Source organism: Nocardioides sp. NPDC127503 (assembly GCF_040302165.1).
In the GTDB taxonomy this organism is placed as follows: domain Bacteria; phylum Actinomycetota; class Actinomycetes; order Propionibacteriales; family Nocardioidaceae; genus Nocardioides.
The window spans coordinates 113,922-138,649 of record NZ_JBEORH010000002.1 but is presented as its reverse complement, the minus strand read 5'-3'; the positions used below and the strand labels follow the sequence as shown (position 1 = coordinate 138,649).

Genomic DNA, 24,728 nt, shown 5'->3' with positions numbered 1-24,728 from the left:
CGCCTCGGCATGAGGTCCACGTGACACCCCCATGAGGATCGAGATGAGCGAGTTTCGTTTCACCGCATCATCTCAGCGCCTACGCTGGCGAGCATGGCCAAGGCATCGCCGTCGGTGGAGATAGAGGTCGACAACCGCGTCGTCAGGATCTCCAACCCCGATCGGGTCTACTTCCCTGAGACAGGTGCGACCAAACTCGACGTGGCGCAGTACTACCTCGCCGTCGGGCCAGGGATCGTCAACGCGCTGTGGGAGCGGCCGTGCATGCTGCACCGGTTCCCCAAGGGTTTGGCGGGGCCGAAGGTGCACCAGAAACGGCTGCCGCAAGGGGCGCCCGACTGGGTCGAGACCGTACGCCTCTACTTCCCGCGCTGGGGCCGCACCGCCGACGAGCTCTGCGTGACCGAGCTCGGTGCGGTGATCTGGGCCGTCCAGATGTCGACCGTCGAGTTCCACCCCTGGAACAGCCGCCGCGAGGACACCGAGAAGCCCGACGAATGGCGCATCGACCTCGATCCCGGTCCGGAGTGCCCGTTCTCCACCGTGCAGACGGTGGCGGGCGTCGTACGCGAGCTCCTCGACGAGCTGGGCGCGGTCGGCTACCCGAAGACGAGCGGTGGCTCCGGGATGCACGTCTACGTCCGGATCCCGGCTGAGCACGGATTCCAGGACGTACGCCGCGCCGCGCACGCCTTCGCCCGCGAGGTCGAGCGCCGAGCACCGAAGCTGGTCACCACCGCCTGGTGGCGCAAGGACCGCCACCCGGCGCAGCTGTTCGTCGACTTCAATCAAAACACGAGGGATCACACGATCGCGTGCGCCTACTCGATCCGCGGCGTCGCCGACGGCCGGGTCTCCACCCCGATCACCTGGGAGGAGACCAAGGACGTCGACCCGCGTGAGTTCACGATGCGTACGGTGCCGGCACGGTTCGCGGAGATCGGTGACCTGCACGCCGACATCGACGACCATCCGTTCTCGATCGAGCCGCTGCTCGAATGGGCCGACCGCGACGAGCGCGACGGCGCCGAGACGCCACCCGAGCCCGACGATGCCGAGTGAGCGTCACCAGACCTTGAGGCGCTCGCCCAGGGTGCGACCGAGCTCCTTGGAGTAGGTCGCGGTGAGGTGGTGGCCGTCGCGATGGGTGATGGTGTCGCCGACGACGGTGGTGCAGATGCCGACGCTGTCGCAGAACATGTCGTCGAGGTCGACGGTCTCGACGCGAGCCGACTTGGCTGCCTGCATCTGCAGGTCGGCGCCGTCCTGCTGGCTCTCGAGCGGCTTGTAGGTGCAGGGCGAGAGCGTCTTGTTGCTGCTCAGGCACGTGGCCGGGTCGAACTCGAGCGCCGGTACGTCGCGCAGCCACACGGTGCGCTTGGCGACGGGCTTCACCTGGTCCAGGAGGCGCTGGTAGCCGCGGTAGACGGCGCGGCGTACGTCTGCGCGGTCGGTGTGGCGGCCCGAGGAGTCGTGGTAGGCGGCGCTGATCGGGCGGGAGGAGATCAGCAGCAGGTCGGGGCGGAGCTTCTTGACCGAGGAGAGCATGAAGGCGTGGAAGTCGTCGCACGACGTCATCGGGTCGGTGCTGTCGATCTTGTCGGGCGTGACCAGCGAGACGGTGCACTGCGGCATCGCCAGCATGTAGGCGCGGTAGCCGGAGCGCTCGGCGATCTCCTCAACGGCGGGCGTCCAGTGGCGGGCGTGGGAGTCGCCGATGACGACGATCGTCTTCTCGGCGTCGGCGTCACCGCGCGGGCAAAGCTTGCGTACGTTGGTCGAGTAGTAGTTGCACTCGCCGACCGACTCCACGTCGTCGGAGAGGTTGGTGAGACCCGGCTTCAGGTTGGTGGGGATCGCCTGGTTCTTGCGGGCCGCGAGCACCGAGGCCTTCAGCAGCGCGGGTAGTGGGTCGGGCTCCTGCGCCTTGGCGGCGGGCGGTGCGGCGCTCGACGCCGGCCGGTCGGGCTGCTTGGACTGGCCGGAAGACCCGGAGGACTCGGAGGCATCGGCCTCGGCCAGCGTGATCGCCGGCTGGTAGCCGTCGCGCGCGGTCCCGGTGGCGTAGGTGTTGGCGCCGAAGCAGGTCACCGCGACCAGGGTGATGCTCAGCGGGTAGAGCGCGACCGGACCCAGCGAGCCGGCCCGGCTGAGCACCGGCCGGCGCCACAGGATGCCGCGCCGGAACGGCTCCTCGACGTAGTGGTAGGAGAGTCCCGCCAGACCGAACGCGAGCGCGACGAGGAGCACCTGCTCCCACCAGCGCAGCTCGCGGCCCAGCTGCAGCTCGGCGAGGACAAGCACCGGGAAGTGCCACAGGTAGAGCGAGTAGGACCAGTTGCCGACGACCTGGAGTGGCCGCACCGACAGCAGCCGGCCGACCACCGTTGGGCCGTGCCACAGCGTGCCAGCCACGATGATGAAGACGCTGCCGAGGACCGGCACCAGCGCTGGGGTGCCGGGGAATGGGGTCGCGTCGTTGAACTGCAGGCAGGCGCAGATGATGAAGAACATCCCGAACGCCGAGAGCACCTGTGCCCGCCAGCGCGCGGTGGCGTCCTGCGGCCCGTCGTCACGGAACGCGATCGCCGCGATCGCCCCCAGGCCGAGCTCCCAGGCGCGGGTGAAGGGCGAGAAGTACGCCGCCTCGGGGCTGGTCCGGGTCAGCACCGCCGAGGCCAGCAGCGAGGCCACGATGACGGCGCCTAGAGCGATGACCAGCACGCGCCTGCGCCCGCGGGGGTCGGTCGTGGCGGGACCGTCCGTCGCGGCCTTCTCGCTACGCCGCTTGATCGCCCACAGGCAGCCCAGGATCATCAGCGGCCAGACCAGGTAGAACTGCTCCTCCACCGCGAGCGACCAGAAGTGCTGCAGCGGCGAGGGCGGCAGCGCTGCCGAGAAGTAGTCGGTCTCCAGCGACGCGAACCGGAAGTTGGCGGCGAACGCCGCCGACCACAGCGCGTCGAGGGCGATCTCCCGGGTGCGTACGAAGCCGAGGAAGAGGGCTGCGTAGACGACGGTCGCGAGCAGCACCACGGTCGCCGCTGGCAGGATCCTGCGGGCCCGCCGCGCGTAGAAGCCGAGCAGGCTGACCCGGCCTTCGGTGCGTACCTGCCGCATGAGCTGCTGGGTGATCAGGAAGCCCGAGATCGCGAAGAAGACGTCGACGCCGACGAATCCGCCGGTCAGCGATCCGAACCCGACGTGCAGCGCGACGACCGCGAGCACCGCGATCGCGCGGAGCCCCTGGATATCGGGACGATGCCGAGACGAGGTCGCGCTCCCGCTGGTCGAGTCCGTCGAGCCCACGAGCAGCCGCACCTCCTCAGCCAAGCGCATCCGTCACATTCGTCGCGACGATAACTCTCGTAACCGGCCGATCCTGGTAGACGCGCCTAGGGCCCTAGTCGAGATCGACGTCGTCACCAGCGGCGACGGGGCCTGCGGTCGCCGGGAGCGGGGGAGGAGTGCCGCCGAAGGCGGGGCACAGCGACTTGTGGGCGCACCATCCGCACAGCCGCCCCGGGTTCGGCTGCCACTCACCGGTCTCCTGAGCGGTGCGGATGGCCCGCCAGATCGCCTCGGCCTTCCGTTCGGTCGCCAGCAGGTCGGCCTCGTCGGGCACGTAGCGCAGGATGTCGCCCGAACCGAGGTAGATCAGCTGCAGCATCGCGGGCACCACGCCCCGGGTGCGCCAGATCACCAGGGCGTAGAACTTGAGCTGGAACAGCGCCTTCGCCTCGTACGCCTCGCTGGGCACGCGTCCACTCTTGTAGTCCACGACGCGGATCCGGCCGTCGGCGGCGACGTCGACGCGGTCGATGAAGCCGCGCAGCAGCAGCTTGGAGTCCAGTAGCGCCTCGACGTAGTGCTCGCGCTCGGCGGGCTCCAGACGCCGCGGGTCCTCCAGGTCGAAGTAGCGCCGCAGCACCTGCCGGCACGACTCCAGCCAGCCCTCCTCCGCACCCTCGGCCTCCGAGGTGAACAGCGCCGCCAGCGCCGGGTCGAGGCTGCGTACGTCCTCCCACGCCTGCTCCACCATCGACCTCGCCTGCCGGGGCGTGCGCTCGGGCGCGGGCAGGTCGAAGAGATCCTCGAGCACCTTGTGCACCACGGTCCCGCGCGCGGCCGCCTCCGAAGGCGGCTCGGGCAGCTGGTCGATCGTGCGGAATCGGTACAGCAGCGGGCACGAGGTGAAGTCGCTCGCGCGGCTCGGTGAGAGCGACCCCAGCACGTTGACGCCGTCGACCTGGGTCGACAGCGATTCGGCAGGTGAGGTGCTCATGTGACCGACACTATTCGTCAGCACCGACAACCGGGTCGACACCACCTGACAACCGCCGCTCAAGTACGCTCGGAATGTGGCAGACCCTGACCCACGCCCCGGCGGCGACAAGCCGGTCGAAGAGGCGGCGCCCACCTCCCGAGTTCCCGGCACGATCAAGGTCGGCTCCATCGCCGGCAGCGACGTCCTGGTGACGCCGTCCTGGTTCCTCATCGCCGCGGTGATCGCCTGGGTGATGGCGCCCCAGATTGATGTCGTGGAGCCGGGCCTGGGCTGGTTGACGTACGTCGCGGGCTTCGCGTTCGCGATCGTCCTCTACGGCGCGGTGCTGCTCCACGAGGCGGCCCACGCGATTGTCGCCAAGCGGCTTGGCTACCCCGTGGGCGTGATCATGCTCCACTTCCTCGGCGGCGCGACCGCCGTGGAGAAGGAGGCGAAACGGCCCCGCGACGAGTTCTGGATCGCTGTCGTGGGCCCGCTGGCCTCGCTGGCCGTCGCCGCCGTTGCCTTCGGCGTCTCCTTCCTCACCTCCGGCGGCCTGGTCGGGTTGTTCGTCACCGGCCTGTGGTTCACCAACCTCTTCGTCGGCGTGCTCAACCTCGTCCCCGGCCTGCCCCTCGACGGCGGCAGGTTGCTCAAGGCGGGCGTGTGGGCTGCGACCGGCAACATCAACCGCGGAAGCATCGTCGCTGGCTGGGCCGGCCGGGTCCTTGCGGTGCTCGTGCTGCTGTGGCCCTTCATCCAGGGGCAGATCATCGGCAACGAGCCGCAGCTCAGGCACTACGTCTTCGCTGTCATCATCGGTGTCTTCCTCTGGAGCGGTGCCTCCGCGGCGATCATGTCGGGGAGGGCGCGCATGCGGCTCCCGCTGCTCGTCGCCCGCGACCTCGCCCGCCGCACCCTGGCGGTGCCCGCCGACCTCCCGCTCGCCGAGGCCGTACGCCGCGCCCAGGAGGCCGAGGCCGGCAGTATCGTCACCGTGAGCAGCGGCGGCGAGCCGATCGGTCTGGTCCACGAGGGCGCGCTGCTGGCGACCCCCGAGGACCGTCGTCCCTGGATGGCCACCTCGACGGTCACCCGTCAGCTCGAGGACGGCCTCACCCTCCCGGCCGACATCGACGGGGAGTCCCTGATCCAGGCGATCTCGAAGACCCCGGCACCCGAATACCTCCTGGTCGAGTCCGACGGCTCGATCTACGGCGTACTGGTCACCTCCGACGTCGACGCCGCCTTCCGCGCGGGAGCCTGAGCCGGACCGAGCCGCGGTTTGCCGGGTTGGCCAGGAAAACGGGTAGCCTCGGCGGGTGTCAAGCGCTGATATTCCAGACATTCCGGCCGAGGCCCGAGCGGGCGTACACCGCGGGCCGCTTCGCGAGGGCGAGTGGGTGCGGCTGACCGACACCAAGGGTCGCCGCCACAACTTCGAGCTCGTGGCCGGCAAGCGCTTCTTCTCCAACAAGGGCCACATCGACCACGACGAGCTGATCGGCCGCGAGGAGGGCTTCACCGTCACCGCCTCGACGGGCGGTGAGTACCTGGTCTTCCGCCCGCTCCTGTCGGAGTTCGTGGTCTCGATGCCGCGCGGCGCCGCCGTGGTCTACCCCAAGGACGCCGCCCAGATCGTCGCGATGGCCGACATCTTCCCGGGTGCCTCCGTCGTGGAGGCCGGGGTCGGCTCCGGCGCCCTCACCTGCTCGCTCCTGCGCGCCGTGGGCCCGTTCGGCAAGGTCACCTCCTTCGAGCGCCGCGAGGAGTTCGCCGAGGTCGCCCGCAAGAACGTCGACCAGTTCTTCGGCACCCCGGCGGGGGAGTCCCACCCGAGCTGGTCGCTCAACTTGGGCGATCTCCAGGAGGAGCTGCCGCGCCAGCAGATCCGCTGCGACCGGCTGATCCTCGACATGCTCGCACCGTGGGAGTGCGTCGACGCGGCCGCCGAGGCGCTCTACCCCGGCGGCATGGTCTGCGCGTACGTCGCGACCACCACCCAGCTGTCCCGCTTCGTCGAGACGGTCCGCGCCCACGGCGGGTTCACCGAGCCGCAGGCGTGGGAGTCGCTCGTTCGCGACTGGCACGTCGAGGGTCTCGCGGTCCGGCCGGGTCACAAGATGATCGGCCACACCGCCTTCCTGGTGACGGCGCGAAAGCTGGCGCCGGGCGAGCGCGCGCCGCGCAAGACACGCCGACCTGCCCCCGGTGCGTACGGATCTGACTACACCGGTCCGCGCCCCGCCGACATGCCGGCTCCCGAGCCCGTCGCGGACGTCCTGCCCGAGGATGACGCCCAGGCGGACTGAGTCCGCTCTGCAGAACCCGTGCCACGGGTTGACACGAACTTGGCCGTTGTCGACGAATAGTGTCCAACACCGGTAAATCCTTCTCCGCTCCTGCCCCTGACCCTTGTAGGGTCGAGGGAGTAGAGGAGGTGTGCTGATGTCGACATCCGATGGATTCCGTTCCGAGGGGCGCAGCCCCGAGGAGCTCGAGAGTCATGTCCGTTTCCTCGAAGCTGAGGTGACCGACCTGCGGCACAGACTGACCGAGATGCCCGGATCTTCGCGTGGCCTGGAGGCGCGGCTCGCTGACGCGCAGCGCTCCCTGGCCGCCGTGACGTCGCAGAACGAGCGACTCACCGTGACGCTTCGGGATGCCCGAGACCAGATCATCAAGCTCAAGGAGGAGGTCGACCGGCTGGCACAGCCGCCAGCAGGCTTCGGCACCTTCATCGAGCGCAACGAGGACGACTCGATCGATGTCTTCACCGGTGGGCGCAAGCTCCGGGTGACCGCATCGCCCAACGTGGACCTCGACGAGCTGCGCTATGGCCAGGAGGTCATGCTCAACGAGGCGCTGAACGTCGTGGCCGCGATGGAGTTCGAGAAGGTCGGCGAAGTGGTGATGTTCAAGGAGCTGCTCGCCGACGGTGAGCGCGCCCTGGTGATCGCCAACGCCGACGAGGAACGGGTCGTACGTCTCGCTGAGCCGCTCCTGCAGGACGCCATCCGCGCGGGTGACTCGTTGCTGCTCGAACCACGATCGGGCTATGTCTACGAGAAGGTGCCGAAGTCCGAGGTCGAGGAGCTCGTCCTGGAGGAGGTGCCCGACATCTCCTACGAGTCGATCGGTGGCCTCGCCGGCCAGATCGAGCAGATCCAGGACGCGGTCGAGCTGCCGTACCTCTACCCCGACCTCTTCATCGAGCACCAGCTCAAGCCGCCCAAGGGTGTGCTGCTCTACGGTCCTCCGGGCTGCGGCAAGACCCTAATCGCGAAGGCTGTCGCCAACAGCCTCGCGAAGAAGGTCGCCGCGAAGACGGGGGCGGACGGCAAGTCCTACTTCCTCAACATCAAGGGCCCCGAGCTCCTCAACAAGTACGTCGGTGAGACCGAGCGCCACATCCGCCTGGTCTTCCAGCGGGCTCGTGAGAAGGCCGCCGCCGGCACCCCGGTGATCGTCTTCTTCGACGAGATGGACTCGCTGTTCCGTACGCGTGGCACCGGTGTCTCCTCCGACGTGGAGAACACCATCGTCCCGCAGCTCCTCTCCGAGATCGACGGTGTCGAGGCTCTGGAGAACGTGCTGGTCATCGGTGCCTCCAACCGTGAGGACATGATCGACCCGGCGATCCTTCGCCCGGGCCGTCTGGACGTGAAGATCAAGATCGAGCGTCCCGATGCCGAGGGTGCCCGTGACATCTTCTCGAAGTACCTGGTCCCCGACCTGCCGCTGCACCCGACCGACGTGGGCGAGTTCCACGGCGACAAGCAGGCCACCGTCGACGAGCTGATCCGCACCGTCGTCGAGCGGATGTACACGGAGTCCGAGGAGAACCGTTTCCTCGAGGTCACCTACGCCAACGGCGACAAGGAGATCCTCTACTTCAAGGACTTCAACTCCGGCGCGATGATCCAGAACATCGTCGACCGGGCCAAGAAGATGGCCATCAAGTCGTTCCTGGACTCCGGCGAGGACTCCGGCCAGAAGGGCCTGCGGGTGCAGCACCTGCTCCAGGCCTGCGTGGACGAGTTCAAGGAGAACGAGGACCTCCCCAACACCACCAACCCCGACGACTGGGCCCGCATCTCCGGCAAGAAGGGCGAGCGGATCGTCTTCATCCGCACGCTCATCACCGGAAAGCAGGGCACCGAGCCCGGCCGTTCCATCGAGCAGGTCTCCAACACGGGTCAGTATCTGTAACCTGTGCCGACCGCATAATCGGCCCGCCACCTGCGAAAAGGGTGGCGGGCCGATTGTTGTCTTGGGTTGCATGAGGCGACGTGGAGGGTTGGCCTCAGTCCGCCGCAGGAAGAACCAGCATCAGCGCCTCGACGACACATGCCGGCCGCTCTTGGTCCTCGATCTCGATCGTGTAGCGCACCCGGGCGAGGACGCCGGGGCCGGAGTCGTCGGCTGAGACCGTCGTCGCGCGGGCTCGTACGCGATCGCCGGGGCGCACAGGCGAGAGGAACCGGACCTTGTCGAGCCCGTAGTTGAGGGCGCGGCCGATGTTGGCGAACGTGAACACGTCGTTGCTCAGGCGGGGGACCAACGACAGGGTCAACGTCATGATTCTTCCTGGATTGAATTCGGTTCAGGTATCGTACGACTTGAAGAGCCAGTCGTGATGAACATCCACCGAGTGAACGGAGTGAAGAGATGGGTCGATTCAAGGGTCGCGTCGTCGTCGTGACCGGGGCCGCGCGCGGCATCGGGTACGCCTGCGCCCAGCGTTTCGCGGAGGAGGGCGGTCAGATCGCGGTGCTCGACCTCGATGACACGGCTGCCAAGGAGGCGGCCGCAACGCTTCCGGGCAGCGACCACCTGGGCATCGGAGCCGACGTGTCTGCGTCGGCGAGCGTCGACGAAGCGATCGGACGCGTGGTCGCCGAGTTCGGTGGGCTGCATGTGCTGATGAACAACGCAGGCATCACCCGCGACAACCTGCTCTTCAAGATGTCGGAGGCCGACTGGGACCAGGTCGTCAATGTGCACCTCAAGGGTGCGTTCCTGATGTCGCAGGCAGCGCAGAAACACTTCGTGAAGCAGCGCTACGGCAAGATCGTCAACGTCTCCTCGACCTCCGCGCTCGGCAACCGCGGCCAGGCCAACTACTCGGCCGCCAAGATGGGCATCCAGGGCTTCACACGCACGCTGGCGATCGAGCTCGGTCCCTACGGCGTCAATGTCAACGCCATCGCTCCTGGGTTCATCGCCACCGAGATGACCGACCAGACCGCGGCGCGTCTGGGTCTCGCGCCGGATGAGTTCCGCCGGCTCAACGCGGAGGCCAACCCGGTCAGGCGGGTCGGTATGCCGGAGGACATCGCTGCCACCGCGGCCTTCCTGGCGAGCGACGAGGGTTCCTACATCACCGGTCAGACGCTGTACGTCGACGGCGGCGGCAAGCTCTGACCCGGGCCGAACGCGCTGCTCCCGGTGGACGGGCCGCTAGGTCCGACTGCAGGGGGCAGGATCAGCCGACGTACGGCGGGGTCTTCCGCATCTCCATCCGCGCCACCGTCCGGCGATGGACGGCGTCGGGGCCGTCGACGATGCGCAGGACACGCGCCCACGCGTAGAAGTACGCCAGCGGGGTGTCGTCGGAGACGCCGGCACCGCCGAACACCTCGATCGCGCGGTCGATGACCGCGGTCGCCATCGCCGGCGCCGACACCTTGATCGCGCTGACCTCGCTACGGGCGTGCTTGGCGCCGTACGTGTCGATCTTCCAGGCCGCGTCGAGGACATGGAGTCGGGCCTGATCGATCTCGATACGTGACTGCGCGATGTAGTCCTGCACGTTGGCGTACTCGGACAACGGCTGCCCGAACGCGACCCGGCTCCGTGCGCGTTCGACCATGAGGGCGAGGGCGCGCTCGGCCATGCCGATGGCTCGCATCGCGTGATGGATCCGCCCCGGCCCGAGTCGCGCCTGGGAGATGAGGAACCCGTCGCCCTCGTCGGCGAGGAGGTTGCCGGCCGGGACGCGTACGTCACGGAAGACGATCTCCGAGTGTCCGTGCTGGTCCTGGTAGCCGAAGATCGGCAGGTGCCGTTCGATCTCGAGGCCTGGGGCATCTCGAGGCACCAGCACCATCGACTGCTGCCGGTGGGTCTCGGCGTCAGGATCCGTCTTCCCCATGACGATGAAGATCTGGCAGCGCTCGTCGGCGACGCCTGTGATGAACCACTTGCGGCCGTTGATGACGTAGTCGTCGCCGTCACGGGTGATGAGGGTGGTGATGTTGGTGGCGTCGGAGGAGGCGACCTCCGGCTCGGTCATCGCGAAGGCCGACCGGATCTCGCCGGCCAGGAGCGGTTCGAGCCACTGTTTGCGCTGCTCGTCGGTGGCGAACAGCTCGAGCGTCTCCATGTTGCCGGTGTCCGGCGCCTGGCAGTTGATCGCCTCGGGCGCGATCACGGGCGACCAGCCGGAGATCTCGGCGACCGACGCGTAGTCGGCGTTGGTCAGGCCGGAGTGCCGGGGAAGGAAAAGGTTCCACAGTCCGCGTCTGCGCGCCTCGTGCTTCAGGTCCTCCATGACCGGCGGATGCGTGTGCTCGCCGTGCTCGCGCAGGTGGGCGTGCCAGACCGGTTCGGCGGGGAAGACATGCGTACGCATGAAGTCCCACATGTTCTCGCAGGCCTCCTGGGCCCTGGCCGACGGTGCGAAGTCCATCTCGGTGCTCCTTGGGATCAGATCAGGTCGAGGCCGGCGCGGGCGAGCGCGAGGATCTCGTCGTCGAGGTTGCCGAAGTCCTGGCCGCCCATCGCTCCCTCGCGGGATCTGTTGGCGACGCCCTGGGCGATGACTGCGAACTTGAAGTGGGCCAGCGCGATGTGGAAGTCCAGGTCGTCCAGCGTCAGCCCGGTCGCATGGGCGTAGCGCTCCAGCAGTTCCGACCGGGTCGGGAAACCGGGCTGGTCGGTGACGGTCGGAGTCAGCGAGGAGATCGGCGGTTCGCCCGGGTGGCGCCAGAACATCAACGCATAGCCCAGGTCGGTGAGCGGGTCGCCGAGCGTGGACAGCTCCCAGTCGAGGACCGCGTTGATCTTGCCCGGGTCGTCGAGGTCGAAGACGCAGTTGTCGATGCGGTAGTCGCCGTGGACGATCGAGGTGGCCTGCTGCGCGGGTATATGGCCGGAGAGACGGTCGGCGAGCTCGTCGACCTCGGGTACGTCGTGGGTGCGCGAGCTCTCCCACTGCCTGGTCCAGCGGCGTACCTGTCGCTCGGCGTAACCGGCTGGGCGGCCGTAGTCGGCCAGGCCGACCTGGTCCGGGTCGACGGAGTGGAGAGCGGCGAGGGTGTCGATGAAGGCGAAGCCGAGCCGCTGCCGCTCGTCGGCGGTCGCTGCGTACCCGGCGGGGAGGGCCTCGCGGATGATGTGACCGGGGATGCGCTCGATCACGTAGCAGCGGATCCCGATCAGCTCGCCGGCGTCGGCCTTGACGATCCGCGGCACCGGTACGGGCGAGCCCGCCAGCGCCGACTGCACGCGGGCCTCGCGGAGCATGTCGTGAGCGCTCGGCAGCAGCTCGCCGGTCGGTGGGCGGCGCAGCACGAGCTCGCCGGCGGGGGAGGAGAGCAGGAAGGTCAGATTCGACTTGCCGCCGCTGATCAGCTCGGCTCCGACCTCGCTCCACCCGGTCTTGCCGGTCTCCTCGACCAGTGCCGGCGCGAGTCGTTGCAGTCCCGCCAGCTCGGCCGCCGACGCCGTTGCGATCCCGGTCATCACGCCTCCTGTCGCTCGTGTGGGCCGTGCGCCCTTGTAATTGAAGTGAATTCAAGTAGTGTTATGACGATAGCGGATACCCGGTCCTAGGAGAAGCCCGTGACCCAGAGCTTGGCCGTCTGGCCAGAAGCCGCCCCGTCCATCGTTGCGCCGCTCGCAGAGCACGAGGAGCTGCGCGACGTGGTTCGTCATCTGCTCGATCGCGACGCCGACCACCAGGCCGTACGTCATGCCGCCGACTCCCCGCGAGGTTGGTCCGACGACCTGTGGCTGAGACTGAACAAGGAGCTGGACATCGGCTCGATGATCGTCCCCGAGGAGCGCGGGGGAGCCGGCTTCGGCCTGCGCGACGTCGTAGTCGTGCTGGAGGAGGCGGGCGCGGCTCTGCTTCCCGAGCCCGTCCTCGAGTCGTCTGTACTGACTGCGCTGACGCTCTCGCTCGCGGACGACACCGCGGCTGTCCGTGAGCTGCTGGCCGCCGTCGCGGTGGGCGACCTCGTCGGCACAGTCGCGCTCTCTGGATCGGTCCAGGTGACCGACGGCAGGGCCACCGGCACTCTCGCCCGAGTGGTCGCCGGTGCCGACAGTGACCTCGTCCTGTTCGGTGGTGAGGACGGGGTCTTCGTCGTACGCCGAACCGACCCCGGCGTCGAGACCCGCCGGCTCGAGGTCCTCGACACGACCCGGCGCCAGGCCGACGTCGTGCTCAGCGGGGCAGAGGTCATCGGCGTCGTCGGCCCCGAGCGGGCCGAGCAGGTCCTGGCACAGGTACGTCGGGCCGCCACCGTTGCTGTCGCGGCCGAGCATGTCGGCATCGTCCGCCATCAGCTCGATGCCGTGGTCGAGTACGTCGGTCAGCGCGAGCAGTTCGGCCGGCCGATCGGTTCCTTCCAGGCGATCAAGCATCGCCTCGCCGACGTACTCACCGATCTGCAGCGTGCGCGCTCCGCCGTCGTCTACGCGGCGGCGCTCTACGACGAGGCCCCGGATGCGGCTCTTGCTGCCGAGGTCGCCGGGGCCGTGGCCACCGATGCGGTGATCCGTACGGTTCACGAGGCCGTGCAGCTGCACGGCGGGATCGGATTCACCTGGGAGCATCCGGCCCACTTCTACGTGCGGCGGGCCCTGGGTGACGAGGGCCTATTCGGCAGTGCCAGGGAGCACCGCACCCGCATCGCCGATCTCGCCGGGATCTAAGTCGGGAGCGGGGCGTGGGGGCGGGTGCCCCACGCCCCGCTCGGCTCAGCAGGTCAGCTGGTCTCTAGATGCGTACGCGCCGCGGTCAGCCCGAACACGATCGCCGCGGCAAGCCCGCCGGCGTACGCCCGGTTCCACAGGCCGCCCGTGTCGGCTCCAGCCGCCAGGAGGCCGGGGATCGGCGCGCCGTCGACCGCCATGACGCGCGAACGGTCGTCGATCAGCAGCCCGGTGAACGGGAATGTGATCGCGGGAGTGGTCTCGACGACGTAGTACGGCGGCTCGTCGAGCGGCGTGGCATCGAGCTTCCTGCCCGGCGTCGTCCCCGCGGTGACCTCCGTGTTGAAGCGCTCGATCGCCGAGCGGATGGCAGCCCCGTCGTACCCCCACTCCTCGGGCAGATACTCGAGCTCCTCGAGCGACTCCGCCAGGCCCGTACGTCCGCCTCGCTTCGAGGCAATGGCGAACTTGTCGACGCTCACCGCCCCCTCGACGTACGCCGGCACCATCCAGTCGCGACGGACACGCGCATCGGCGATGAGCAGCCCGCGGGCCTCCGGTTGCTCGCTCAGCGCGACCGATGTGAGGTGGTCACCGAGCGTCTCGTCGACGAACCGCTCGTTGTCGAGGTTGAAGAGCAGTGCATGCTCGCTGTAGTAGAGCGAGAGGTCGACGAAGTCGCCGGAGTCTTTGAAAGGTACGCCGCTGGGCACCAGGTGGCCGTAGAACCCGGCGCGCTCGAGACCCGCCGCGGCCCCCACCGCCGTAGCCAGACGCAGTCCGTCCCCCTTGCTGTTCGGGTTGGACCGCAGGGGTAGTGCGCCGGCGCCGGCGCCGACCAGTTCCTCGCGCATCGTGGGGTCGGCCTGGAAGCCACCGGTGGCGAGGACCGTGTTGCGTGCCCGGACCTCCACGACCTCGTCCGTGGGCAGCCGCAGGCGCGCCCCGGCAACAGCGCCGTGGTCGACGAGGAGCTCCTCGGTCGTGGTCGACAGCAGCACCTGACCGCCTGATTCGGTCACGATGCGACGGCAGGTGTCGACGTACTGGTTGGTGTCGAAGCCGTGCCCCTGACCGAAGGAGAGGATCCGCTGGGACGGGCCGGCTTCGACTCCGGTGCTGCGGATCCAGTCCACCGCCGCGTCGAACCGCTCGACAAGAGCACGCTTGAGGGCATCGTCGCCGTCGGGATTCTGCTCGTCCATGACCGCGTCCGACGGAGCGGTCCAGATGTAGCCGGCGAACCGGCCGGAGCCACCGACGTCGGAGGAGACCTCGACGACCGTGACGCGCTGTCCGTCGCGCGATGCGCGAGCGGCGGCGGTGAGTCCAGCCATGCCGCCGCCGATGACCAGGAGGTCGGGGGAGAGGTCCATGAGTGCCTTTCGTCCTGCCCGGCACCCGCCCGGGCTCGTGGTGGTGTCCTCGCGACCGTATCAACCAAACTAACTTCAGTTCAACGATTGACGGCGAGTGACGGACGTCGCATACTGAAGTGAATCCACTTCATATTGCCACGAACCGAAAGGCACCGGCCATGGTTGTCAACACCGACCACGTCGTTCTCGAGAAGGACGGCGGCGTCGCCCGCGTCTGGCTCAACCGTCCGCACAAGAAGAACGCGGTCACCGTCGAGCTGCTCCACCGCCTCGACGAGATCATCAAGGAGGTCGACGAGGACCCCGACCTGAAGGTGCTGGTGCTCCGAGGCCGCGGCAACACCTTCTGCTCGGGCTTCGACCTCGACGAGCTCCTGGAGAACTACGTGGGCAACACGATGGCCATGGAGGTCGCCGTGCTCTCTGCCCAGGTCTGCGACCGGCTCTACCAGATGAACACGCCGTCCGTTGCCGTCCTCGAGGGGTACGTCACCGCCGGCGGTTTCGAGTTGATGATCTCCTGTGACTTCGCGGTCTCCTCGGACGACGCCAAGATCGGCGACTTCCACATCCGTCGCGCCCTCTTCGGCGGCGCCGGCCCGATCTACCGCCTGCCCCGCATGATCGGTCTGCGCAAGACCAAGGAGCTCATGCTCACCGGCAAGCTCCTCTCCGGCCAGGAGGCCAAGGACTTCGACCTGATCAACGACTCGGCCCCGGCCGAGCAGCTCGACCAGCTCGTCGAGGACTTCGTCGCACCGATCATCGACAAGAGCCCGTTCGCGATGCGGCTGACCAAGATGGCGATCAACCAGGGCCTCGACGCGGACGTTCGCTCGCTGATGGTCATGGAGCACCTCGCCGTCGGCAACGCCCTCCAGTCGGAGGACGCCAAGGAGGGTGTCGAGGCCTTCCTCGGCAAGCGTGAGCCCAAGTGGGTCGGCCGCTGATCCGCAGCTGACCCGACCGACGAGTCATCCCTGGTGAGGAGTGCGAAGTGACGGACGTGCAGACCCCTGCGCTCGAGGGGAGCCGGTGTGCCGACTGCGGCAACGTGGCCTTTCCCGTGGCGCGGGGCTGCCAGCGCTGTGGTGCGGTAGCGATGGAGCCGCTGGACCTCGGACGGCGTGGCACGGTGTGGGGTTTCACCATCCAGCGGTTCGCCCCGAAGGCGCCGCCGTACGTTCCTCCGGCGGACGGCTTCCGACCCTTCGCGGTCGGCTACGTCGAGCTGCCCGAAGGAGTGAAGGTGGAGGCGGTCCTGGACTGCTCCGACTTCGCCGACCTCGAGGAGCAGGCGCAGGTCGAGTTGGTCGCCACCACTCCGGTTCCGCGGTTCGCCGCTACCGGTGGCGGCGCCGCGACGGAGGAGAGCTGATGTCGAACGTTTCCATCATCGGCGCCGGACTCTCGAAGTTCGGTCGCCAGAACGGGGTGACGGGCCGTGAGATGGCTGTGACGGCGATCCATGCCGCGCTCGCCGACGCCCAGCTCGAGTGGTCGGACATCCAGGTCGCCTTCGGTGGCAGCGACGGTGCCGGCCTCGCCGACACCCTCGTTGCCGACCTAGGCCTCACTGGGATCCCGTTCACCAACGTCAAGAACGGCTGCGCCACCGGTGGCAGCGCCCTGGTCTCCGCCGTCAACGCCATCCGCTCGGGACAGGCCGAGGTGGCTCTCGCGGTCGGCTTCGACAAGCACCCGCGGGGCGCCTTCGACCCACGCCCGGAGGACTGGGGTCTCGACCTCGGCTACGGCGAGGCCGGGCTGATGGTCACCACGCAGTTCTTCGGCATCAAGATCGCCCGTTACATGCGGGAGTACGGGATCACCGACGCCACGCTCGGCCGCGTCGCAGCCAAGGCCTACCGCAACGGCTCGCTCAATCCCAACGCGTGGCGTCGCGACCCGATCAGCGAGGAGGAGATCCGCTCCGCCGACATGGTCAACGACCCGCTGACCCGGCTCATGTTCTGCTCGCCGGGTGAGGGCGGTGCGGCGATCATCGTCGCAAGTGAGTCAGCCGCGAGGAAGGCAGGCGCACGTCCCGTACAACTGCTGTCGGTGGCTGCGCGCACCCGGCAGTTCGGCTCCTTCGAGGTCTTCAGCCCAGCCGTCCAGGGGCACGGTCGTCCCTCGAGCGTCAGCGCGGATGCGGCCGCGGCAGCGTTCGCCATGGCGGGAGTCACCCCCGACCAGATCGATGTCGCGCAGGTCCAGGACACCGAGAGCGGGGCCGAGGTGATGCACCTGGCCGAGTGCGGCTTCTGCAAGGACGGCGAGCAGGAGGACCTGATCGCCTCGGGCGCCACCGAGATCGGAGGTCAGCTGCCGATCAACACCGATGGTGGCTGCATCGCCAACGGGGAGCCGATCGGTGCCTCCGGTCTGCGCCAGGTGCATGAGATCGTCACTCAGCTGCGCGGCGAGGCCGGCGACCGGCAGGTCCCCGGCAGCCCGAAGCTCGGCTTCACCCACGTCTATGGCGCACCCGGCATCAGCGCGTGCACCGTCCTGGGGGTGTGAGCATGATCGGACTGGAGGAATTCCTGGCCGAGGCCCGCTCCTGGCTGGCCTCAGTCGCCGACGTACGCACCACCCGCGCCTGGGGCGAGGGCTCGGACTCCGTCGCGGTCTTCGAGAACTGGACCGCCGAGCAGGAGCGTGCCGAGACCGATCGCATCCGGGCGTACGAGCAGGCCAAGTTCGACGCCGGGTTCGGTGCGATCACCTGGTCGCCGGAGTACGGAGGACGCGACCTCCCGGTCGCGTACCTGCTCGCCTTCCGGCGTCTCGAGGGTGAGTACGACGTACCGCGGCGCACCGAGATGTTCCCGGTCACCCAGCAGCTCATCGCGCCGACCATCGCGCAATGGGGGACCGAGGAGCAGCGGGCGACCTACGTGCGCGCCATGCTGCGTACGGATCTGATCGCCTGTCAGCTCTTCTCCGAGACCGAGGCGGGCTCCGATCTCGCGGCGGTACGCGCCAAGGCGACCCGCCTGGACGACGGCCGTTGGCTGCTCGACGGGCACAAGGTCTGGACGTCGGGTGCCCGGGTCGCCGACTACGGGGTCGCGGTCACCCGAACCGATGCCACGACTGCCAAGCACGCCGGTCTCACCGTCTTCCTCGTGCCGATGGACGCCGAGGGCGTGACGGTACGTCCGATCCGGCAGATGACGGGCGGGACCTCGTTCAACGAGGTCTATCTCGACGGGGTCGTCCTCGACGACGCGCTGCGGCTCGGTCCCGCGGGCCAGGGCTGGAAGGTCGCCCTCACCGTGCTCGCCGCCGAGCGGCTCGATTCCGGGTCCCTCGGTCTGGAGAACGCCGACCAGGCCGTCGAGCTCGCCCGCAACCTCGGCCGTCCGCTCGACGCGCTCGAGCGAGACCAGGTCGCCGACCTGATCACCCGCAGCTACGTGCAACGGGTCACCGGGATGCGCGTCGCCGCGGCAGTGGTCTCGGGTCAGGACCCGGGCCCCGAGGCGTCGGTCGGCAAGCTCCTCGCCACCGACACCATGGCGCGTACCTCGGAGGTCGTACGTGCCCTGCTCGGTTCCGAGCTCAGCGCGAACTCCGAGCGCTGGGGCACGTGGGCGTGGACCGAGCACGTCCTGGGCGCTCCCGGCTACCGGATCGCGGGCGGCACCGACGAGATCCAGCACAACATCATCGCCGAGCGTGTGCTCGGCCTACCCCGGGAGCCGCGTCCATGACCGAGCAGCCGTACGAGCTCGAGCTCGGCCCACGCATCGCTGAGGTCCTGCGGGACCGGACCGACCTGACCGGGCCGGCCGGGATCGGCGACCTCGCCGTTCTCCCCGGTGGCCACTCCGGCCTCACCTACCGGCTTCCGGTGGGGGAGGGCCGCGACCTCGTGGTCAAGGCCGTCCCTCGCGGTCAGCGGTCCATCGGCCGCCACGACATGCTGAAGCAGGCGCGGATCATGAGCGCCCTGGCCGAGACCGACGTTCCGGTGCCGCCGGTGCGTGCTGTCGACGAGACCGAGCCGGCCTGGTTCGCCGTCGACTTCATCCACGGCGAGTCGATCGAGCCGACCCTCGACGACCCGCCGATCGACCCCGAGGTCGCCGCCGCCCGGATGCTGCGTGCTGCAGAGATCCTGCCGCGGCTCCACCGGGTGCCGGTTGCGAGCCTGCCGGCCGGCGGGGATCCACTGACCCCGCAGGAAGAGCTCGCCCGCTGGTCCAAGACGATGGGAGCGGTATCCGCCGAGCTCGTCCCGGGTGCCGTCGACCTCGAGGAGCGGCTCGCCCGCCGCGTACCGGATGCCGTTGACCTCACGCTCGTGCACGGCGACTTCCGGCTCGGCAACATCATCTGCATCGGCAACGAGCCCGCCGCGATCATCGACTGGGAGATCTGGAGCATCGGCGACCCCCGCGTCGAGCTCGGCTGGGTTCTCGTCTTCGCCGACGGCTCGAACTTCCCCGGGGTCGGTCGCGAGGTCCCGGGTCTGCCCAGCGAGGAGGCACTGCTCGAGGTGTACGCAGCAGGCGGCCGCGTCCCCGAGGCGATGGACTGGTTCAACGCCCTGGGCCGGTTCAAGATGGCCGCGATCATGGGCCACAACCTGCGGCGGCACCGCGAGGGCAGGCATCACGACCCGGACCAGGAGCGCCTGCCCGACACCATCGTCCGGCTCATCAGCAGCGGACTCGAGCGGCTCGGCTGAGCCGCGCCAGGAGGACAACCATGGACTTCGCACTGTCGCCGCGGACCGAGGAGCTCAAGGTCGAGCTCGAACGGTTCATGAGCGAGCACGTCTACCCGGCCGAAGCGGTCTACGACGCGCAGATCGCCGAGAACGACAACCCCCACGAGCAGCCTCAGATCATGCGCGACCTGCAGAAGATCGCTCGCGACCGCGGGCTCTGGAACCTCTTCATGACCCACGGCGACCGTGGCGCCGGGCTCACCAACCTGGAGTACGCCCCGCTCGCCGAGATCGTCGGCCGCTCCATCATCGGCAACGAGGCGATCAATTGCTCCGCCCCGGACACCGGCAACATGGAGATCCTGGCGATGTACGCCACCCCGGACCAGCAGCGGCAGTGGCTCGACCCTCTGCTCGCCTGCGAGATCCGGTCCGCCTTCGCGATGACCGAGCCCGAGGTGGCCAGCTCGGACGCCACCAACATCACCTCGACGATCACCCGTGACGGGGACGAGTACGTCCTCAATGGCCGCAAGTGGTACACCTCCGGCATCCTCGATCCGGACTGCAAGCTCGTGATCTTCATGGGCAAATCGGATCCGGGCGGCCCGACGTACCGCCAGCAGAGCATGATCCTGGTGCCGGCAGACGCCCCCGGCATCGAGGTGCTGCGCGACCTGCCGATGTTCGGGTACCGCGACCGGCTCGGCCACGGCGAGGTGCAGTTCACCGACGTACGTGTGCCGGCAGCCAACATGCTCGGCGAGGAGGGCGACGGCTTCAAGATCGCCCAGGGGCGACTCGGCCCGGGCCGGATGCACTACGCGATGCGGGCCATCGGGTTCGCCGAGCGGGCGCTGGACCTGATGTGCCGGCGGGCAGTCTCTCGAGTCGCCTTCAAGGAGCCGCTCGCCGAGCGTGGGGTCGTACGCGAGTGGATCGCGCGAAGCCGGATGGAGATCGACCAGATCCGGCTGCTCACCTTCCGCGCCGCCTGGCTGATGGACACCCAGGGCAACAAGTCCGCCCGCTCCGACGTGGCTGCGATCAAGGTCGCCGCGATGGAGACCGCGCACCGGGTCGTCGACCGTGCCGTACAGGTCCATGGCGCCGCCGGGGTCAGCGACGACACCATCCTCGGTCGCCTGTTCGCCATCACCCGTGCCCTCCAGATCGCTGATGGCCCCAACGAGGTGCACCTGCGCACCATGGCCCGCCTGGAACTGAAGAAGCACGAGGTCGGTGCATGAGCGGGGAGCTCGCCGGCAAGGTCGCTCTGGTCACCGGGGCCACCCGTGGCCTCGGCCTCGCGATCGCGCAGGCGCTCGCGGCCGAAGGTGCCGCGATCGTCGTGTCGAGCCGCAAGGATGACGCCTGCCGCGAGGTCGCCGAGAAGATCGCCGCGACGCACGGCGTCGAGACGCTCGCCCTGCCGCTGCACGTCGGCCACTGGGACGAGATCGAGCCGGCCGTCGCGACGGTCGTCGAACGCTTCGGGCACCTCGACATCCTGGTCAACAACGCCGGGATCGCCCCGCTCGCGCCGTCGTTGCTCGAGGTCACCGAGGCGCTCCTCGAGAAGACGATGGAGATCAATCTCAAGGGTCCGTTCCGGCTGATGGCCGTCGCCGGCGCCCATATGCGCGAGCGCGGAGCGGGCTCGATCATCAACATCTCCAGCATCGGTGCCGTACGTCCGAGCCCGGCCGAGGCGATGTACGCCGCCGCCAAGAACGGGCTCAACGCACTCACCCAGGCCTTCGCCCAGGAGTACGCCCCGCAGGTGCGGGTCAACTGCGTGCTGCCGGGTGCGTTCGAGACCGACATGGCCGCCGGCTGGGACGAGGAGTTCATCGGCCTCGTCACCCGCAACCTGCCGGCCGGTCGGCTCGGCAGGCCCGACGAGGTCGCGAGCATGGTCGTCCATCTCGCCGGCGACCGGTCGGGATACACCACCGGCGCCCTCATCGCCGTCGACGGCGGCCGTACCGCTGTCTACTGACCCCGCCCGCACCCGATCTCTCCCCTGGAAGGACACCATGGACCTGCCACATGCCTTTGACCTGAGCGGTCGCGTCGCCATCGTGAGCGGCGCGTCGTCCGGGCTGGGGGACGGCTTCGCCCGGGCACTCGCGTCCGCCGGCGCCACGGTGTTCGCGGCCGCGCGCCGGGTCGACCGCCTCGAGCGGCTCGCGGCCGAGGTGGCGAACGTCGTTCCGGTCCGTTGCGACGTCACCGATGACGAGGACCGCCGTGCCCTCGTCACCACCGCGTCCGCCCACGGGCCGATCGACCTCCTGGTCAACAACGCCGGCCGAGCCGGTGGCCCCGACGCGTTGGCGGAGACGGTCCCGGAGTTCGAGACCCTGCTGCAGCTCAACGTCGTCGCCGGCTTCGCCCTCTCCGCCGAGGTCGTCAGGTCGCTGCCTCCCGAGCACCCCTCGTCGATCATCAACATCTCTTCCGTCGTCGGCCTCGGCTCCACGGCGCCCATCGGTGGAGCCGGGTACGCCGCGTCCAAGGCCGCGGTGATCGGGATGACCCGCGAGCTTGCCGGTCAGTGGGGCCGTCGCGGGATTCGGGTCAACGCGGTGGTGCCGGGCTGGTTCGATACGGAGATGACCGACGGTCTTTTCACCAACGACAAGTCTGCGACCTGGGTACGCCGCGGCACCATGCTCAACCGTGGTGGCCGCGACGGCGAGGTCGACGGCGCCGTCCTCTTCCTGGCCTCGGATGCCGCCTCGTACGTGACCGGACAGGTCCTCGTCGTCGACGGCGGATGGACCGCGAAATGACCGACACGATGCTCGCCGTACGTTTCGAGGCCTGGGGCGAACGCGCCCGCCTGCGCGAGGTCCCGATCCCCGAGCCCGGCCCCGACGGGGTGCTCCTCGAGGTGACGGCCGCTGGAATCTGCCACTCCGACCTGCACGTCGAGGAATCGCCGCCGGGCCGGCTGCCGTTCTCGCTCCCGTTCACGCTCGGGCACGAGGTCGCCGGCACCGTCGTCGCCGTCGGTGAGAACGCCGACCCGGGCTGGATCGGCCGTGCCGTGGTCGTCCACGGCGTCTGGGGCTGCGGCAGCTGCCGCCGGTGCCGCGCCGGGCGTGAGAACTACTGCCTCGAGCGACCGCCTGCGATCGGCAACGGTCTCGGGTACGACGGCGGCCTGGCGGAGTTCATGGTTGTCCCGTCGACCCGATATCTGGTGCCGGCGGACGGCCTCGACCCCGTGCAGGCGGCGCCGCTCACGGATGCGGCACTCACGGCGTACCACGCTCTCAAGCCTTTCCTGCCCGAGCTCGACGCGGAGTCACGCGTGCTCGTCATCGGATCCGGCGGCCTCGGCCACTTCGCGGTCCAGCTGCTGGCGCAGACGGCGGCCAGGATCGTCGTGGTCGACCCGAAGCAGGCGGCCCGCGAGCTGGCCTCCGAGCTCGGCGCACACGAGACGCTGCCCGACCTGGACGCGGCGGCCCGCACGGCCACGACGCCGACCAGCCGTTTCGACGCGGTCTTCGACTTCGTCGCTGCCGAGTCGACCATGGCTGCCGCCGTCTCGCTCCTCGCCGCCGGCGGCTCGGTACGGGTCGTCGGCGGCGCCGGTGGTGTCCTGCCCGTCGGCAAGGACCTCGGCTTCGCGCAGGGCTGGTCGGTCTCGGCGCCCTTCTGGGGGCCCAAGCCCGATCTGGCGGATGTCGTCGCGCTCGCCCGTGACGGACGGCTGCACGCCCATACAGAGACGTTTCCGCTCGCCGACGCGATCGAGGCGTACGACCGGCTCCGATCCGGAGAGATCCGCGGTCGCGCGGTCGTGATCCCCGCCACAATGACCTCGGGTACGTAACTCAGGACCACAGGTGGCGAACCATGAATCAAGTGCACTTCAGGAGATGATCTGATGCGGATGTTGGCCGAGGAGTTCGCTGGCCGGGTGGCGACGGAACCGGACCGGGCGGCAGTGATCGACGCCGACGGCGTGCACACCACCGCCGAGGTGTGGCACGCAGCAGAGGCGCTCGGCGCGACCATCGCGGGCCTGGTCGAGGGTGCACCGACGGTCCTCGTCCAGGCCGACAACTCGTGGCGCACCCTGGCCACCGTGCTGGCCACCGGTCGCCTCGGCGGCTTCGTCGTCGTGTTCAGCAGCCACGCGACCGCCGACGAGTTCGACCTGGCGCTCGAGGACGTACGTCCCGACGTGGTCGTCGCCTCCGACGGCTGCGTGGCGACCTGGGGCGTCGCCCGGAAGGGCTTCGACGCGGAGGCCTCCGATCTCGACGGCTGGGCCGTTCGCGCTGTTCCTGGGGCGACGCGGGGGACCGACCGGTGGAACGGTGGCGCCGCGGTCGCCATGACCTCGGGGTCGACCGGCCGGCCGAAGTGCGTCATCCAGTCCGAGGAAGCACTGCGTTTCGCCGGCCAGGCGACCATCGACGCCGTCGGGCTGAAGGCCGGCGACCGGGTCGGTGCCTTCGTACCTCTCTCGTCGGTCGCGGCCCTCTGCTTCGGCCTCTACCTGCCTGCCATGCTCGGCGGCACCATGGTCTGCCTGCCGAAGTGGAACCCTGCGGACGCGCTCGACCTGATCCGCGAGGAGCAGGTGCGCTGGACGATGCTGGTGCCCACGATGGCGCTCCAGTTCGCCATGGTCGACGGTGCCGCCGGCGGCCTGTCCTCCCTGGCGGCGATGACCGTCGGCGGTGGTCCGATGGACGCCGGCGCGCTCGGTCGTGCCGAGGACCTGCTCGGCACCAAGTTCCTTCGTGTGTTCGGGATGTCGGAATGCCTCGGTCACACCACCCCGCTTCCGTCCGACCCCGCAGAGGTACGCCTCAGCCGCGACGGTCGCCCGTTCCCCGGCATCGAGGTGCGCGTCGTCGACGATCGAGGTGCGCCGCTTCCCCGTGGTGAGGTCGGCCGTGCCCAGGTCAAGGGGCCCTCCCTCTTCACCGGCTACGCCCGCGAAGGTGCTCCGGTGCCGCCGGAGCTGACCGAGGACGGGTTCTTGTTCACCGGGGATCTCGCTCGCATCAACGATGACGGCACGATCAACATCGTCGGTCGCGAGAAGCAGATCATCATCCGCGGCGGCCGCAACATCGACATCAACGAGGTCGAGGCAGCCGTGGCCTCCGTACCCGATGTGATCCAGGTCTGCGTCGTCCCGGTCCCGGACCCGGTGCTGGGGGAGCGTGCGGCCGCGCTGGTCGTCACGCCGAACCCGTCCCTGGACCTCGGGGCCGTACGCGCGCACCTGGAGCCACAAGGCACACCGAAGCATCAGTGGCCGGAGTACGTCTTCGTCGTCGATGACCTTCCGCAGAACCGCGTGGGGAAGCTCGCCCGCAAGGATGCGACTCGATTGGCCGCCGACCTGGTACGGTCAATGGCCCACTGAATTGACCTCAAGTCGGGTATTCTCGAAGAGAATCCCAGGAGAGAAAGG

General features: G+C 69.0%; 22 protein-coding genes. 16 read left to right on the top strand and 6 right to left on the bottom strand.

Features of this window, described 5'->3' with window-relative positions; all coding sequences use genetic code 11:
- The first annotated feature begins 93 nt into the window (after window positions 1-93).
- Entirely contained in the window at window positions 94-1,062 is a 969-nt protein-coding gene (gene ligD / locus ABTW65_RS04675) for a non-homologous end-joining DNA ligase (protein ID WP_350658777.1), read from the top strand.
- 3 nt (window positions 1,063-1,065) lie between these two features.
- On the opposite strand, the gene ABTW65_RS04670 is transcribed toward ligD, so the two are convergent.
- Window positions 1,066-3,339, bottom strand: a complete 2,274-nt coding sequence (locus ABTW65_RS04670) for an acyltransferase family protein (RefSeq protein WP_350658776.1) — start codon at window positions 3,337-3,339, stop codon at window positions 1,066-1,068.
- 64 nt (window positions 3,340-3,403) lie between these two features.
- Window positions 3,404-4,285, bottom strand: coding sequence for a RecB family exonuclease (locus ABTW65_RS04665; RefSeq protein ID WP_350658775.1), 882 nt, complete (start codon window positions 4,283-4,285; stop codon window positions 3,404-3,406).
- A 76-nt stretch (window positions 4,286-4,361) separates the two neighbouring features.
- Between ABTW65_RS04665 and ABTW65_RS04660 the strand changes: the two genes are divergently transcribed.
- From ABTW65_RS04660 to arc, 3 genes are all read left to right on the top strand, one after another.
- A complete protein-coding gene (locus ABTW65_RS04660) occupies window positions 4,362-5,534 on the top strand; it encodes a site-2 protease family protein (RefSeq protein WP_350658774.1) in 1,173 nt (390 codons plus the stop codon).
- Between the two features lie 55 nt (window positions 5,535-5,589).
- Window positions 5,590-6,579, top strand: coding sequence for a tRNA (adenine-N1)-methyltransferase (locus ABTW65_RS04655; RefSeq protein ID WP_350658773.1), 990 nt, complete (start codon window positions 5,590-5,592; stop codon window positions 6,577-6,579).
- A gap of 136 nt (window positions 6,580-6,715) precedes the next feature.
- Window positions 6,716-8,479, top strand: a complete 1,764-nt coding sequence (gene arc, locus ABTW65_RS04650) for a proteasome ATPase (RefSeq protein WP_141804875.1) — start codon at window positions 6,716-6,718, stop codon at window positions 8,477-8,479.
- 94 nt (window positions 8,480-8,573) lie between these two features.
- Here the strand turns inward: arc and ABTW65_RS04645 are convergent, their stop codons facing one another.
- Complete coding sequence (locus ABTW65_RS04645) at window positions 8,574-8,849, bottom strand: MaoC/PaaZ C-terminal domain-containing protein (protein ID WP_350658772.1); 276 nt, start codon at window positions 8,847-8,849, stop codon at window positions 8,574-8,576.
- Between the two features lie 89 nt (window positions 8,850-8,938).
- Between ABTW65_RS04645 and ABTW65_RS04640 the strand changes: the two genes are divergently transcribed.
- On the top strand, window positions 8,939-9,694 hold the full coding sequence (locus tag ABTW65_RS04640; protein ID WP_350658771.1) for an SDR family NAD(P)-dependent oxidoreductase: 756 nt from the start codon (window positions 8,939-8,941) through the stop codon (window positions 9,692-9,694).
- Between the two features lie 61 nt (window positions 9,695-9,755).
- On the opposite strand, the gene ABTW65_RS04635 is transcribed toward ABTW65_RS04640, so the two are convergent.
- Both ABTW65_RS04635 and ABTW65_RS04630 read right to left on the bottom strand, forming a co-directional pair.
- On the bottom strand, window positions 9,756-10,961 hold the full coding sequence (locus ABTW65_RS04635) for an acyl-CoA dehydrogenase family protein (protein WP_350658770.1): 1,206 nt from the start codon (window positions 10,959-10,961) through the stop codon (window positions 9,756-9,758).
- Window positions 10,962-10,978: 17 nt separating this feature from the next.
- Window positions 10,979-12,016, bottom strand: a complete 1,038-nt coding sequence (locus ABTW65_RS04630; RefSeq protein ID WP_350658769.1) for a phosphotransferase family protein — start codon at window positions 12,014-12,016, stop codon at window positions 10,979-10,981.
- Window positions 12,017-12,115: 99 nt separating this feature from the next.
- Here ABTW65_RS04630 and ABTW65_RS04625 point away from each other — a divergent pair, with 99 nt between their 5' ends.
- On the top strand, window positions 12,116-13,213 hold the full coding sequence (locus ABTW65_RS04625) for an acyl-CoA dehydrogenase family protein (RefSeq protein WP_350658768.1): 1,098 nt from the start codon (window positions 12,116-12,118) through the stop codon (window positions 13,211-13,213).
- 53 nt (window positions 13,214-13,266) lie between these two features.
- On the opposite strand, the gene ABTW65_RS04620 is transcribed toward ABTW65_RS04625, so the two are convergent.
- Window positions 13,267-14,589, bottom strand: a complete 1,323-nt coding sequence (locus ABTW65_RS04620) for an FAD-dependent oxidoreductase (RefSeq protein ID WP_350658767.1) — start codon at window positions 14,587-14,589, stop codon at window positions 13,267-13,269.
- 161 nt (window positions 14,590-14,750) lie between these two features.
- Between ABTW65_RS04620 and ABTW65_RS04615 the strand changes: the two genes are divergently transcribed.
- The 10 genes from ABTW65_RS04615 to ABTW65_RS04570 are packed head-to-tail and all read left to right on the top strand — an operon-like array spanning window position 14,751 to window position 24,680.
- Complete coding sequence (locus tag ABTW65_RS04615; RefSeq protein ID WP_350658766.1) at window positions 14,751-15,542, top strand: enoyl-CoA hydratase/isomerase family protein; 792 nt, start codon at window positions 14,751-14,753, stop codon at window positions 15,540-15,542.
- A gap of 47 nt (window positions 15,543-15,589) precedes the next feature.
- On the top strand, window positions 15,590-15,970 hold the full coding sequence (locus ABTW65_RS04610; protein WP_350658765.1) for a Zn-ribbon domain-containing OB-fold protein: 381 nt from the start codon (window positions 15,590-15,592) through the stop codon (window positions 15,968-15,970).
- Window positions 15,970-17,118, top strand: coding sequence for a thiolase family protein (locus ABTW65_RS04605; RefSeq protein WP_350658764.1), 1,149 nt, complete (start codon window positions 15,970-15,972; stop codon window positions 17,116-17,118). The genes ABTW65_RS04610 and ABTW65_RS04605 overlap by 1 nt, the downstream gene beginning before the upstream one ends.
- 2 nt (window positions 17,119-17,120) lie before the next feature.
- Window positions 17,121-18,314: an acyl-CoA dehydrogenase family protein gene (locus ABTW65_RS04600; RefSeq protein ID WP_350658763.1), complete on the top strand. Its 1,194-nt coding sequence runs from the start codon at window positions 17,121-17,123 to the stop codon at window positions 18,312-18,314.
- Window positions 18,311-19,294 (top strand): phosphotransferase family protein, encoded by a 984-nt coding sequence (locus ABTW65_RS04595; protein WP_350658762.1) that lies wholly within the window; start codon window positions 18,311-18,313, stop codon window positions 19,292-19,294. The genes ABTW65_RS04600 and ABTW65_RS04595 overlap by 4 nt, the downstream gene beginning before the upstream one ends.
- A 20-nt stretch (window positions 19,295-19,314) precedes the next feature.
- A complete protein-coding gene (locus ABTW65_RS04590; RefSeq protein WP_350658761.1) occupies window positions 19,315-20,526 on the top strand; it encodes an acyl-CoA dehydrogenase family protein in 1,212 nt (403 codons plus the stop codon).
- Window positions 20,523-21,278 carry an SDR family NAD(P)-dependent oxidoreductase gene (locus ABTW65_RS04585; RefSeq protein ID WP_350658760.1) on the top strand — a complete coding sequence of 252 codons (756 nt, stop codon included), beginning with the start codon at window positions 20,523-20,525 and terminating at the stop codon, window positions 21,276-21,278. The genes ABTW65_RS04590 and ABTW65_RS04585 overlap by 4 nt, the downstream gene beginning before the upstream one ends.
- A gap of 37 nt (window positions 21,279-21,315) precedes the next feature.
- Complete coding sequence (locus tag ABTW65_RS04580) at window positions 21,316-22,074, top strand: SDR family NAD(P)-dependent oxidoreductase (protein WP_350658759.1); 759 nt, start codon at window positions 21,316-21,318, stop codon at window positions 22,072-22,074.
- Window positions 22,071-23,126: an NAD(P)-dependent alcohol dehydrogenase gene (locus tag ABTW65_RS04575; protein WP_350658758.1), complete on the top strand. Its 1,056-nt coding sequence runs from the start codon at window positions 22,071-22,073 to the stop codon at window positions 23,124-23,126. Before ABTW65_RS04580 ends, ABTW65_RS04575 begins: the two co-directional genes overlap by 4 nt.
- A 54-nt stretch (window positions 23,127-23,180) precedes the next feature.
- Window positions 23,181-24,680, top strand: coding sequence for a class I adenylate-forming enzyme family protein (locus tag ABTW65_RS04570; RefSeq protein WP_350658757.1), 1,500 nt, complete (start codon window positions 23,181-23,183; stop codon window positions 24,678-24,680).
- The last annotated feature ends 48 nt before the right edge of the window (window positions 24,681-24,728 follow it).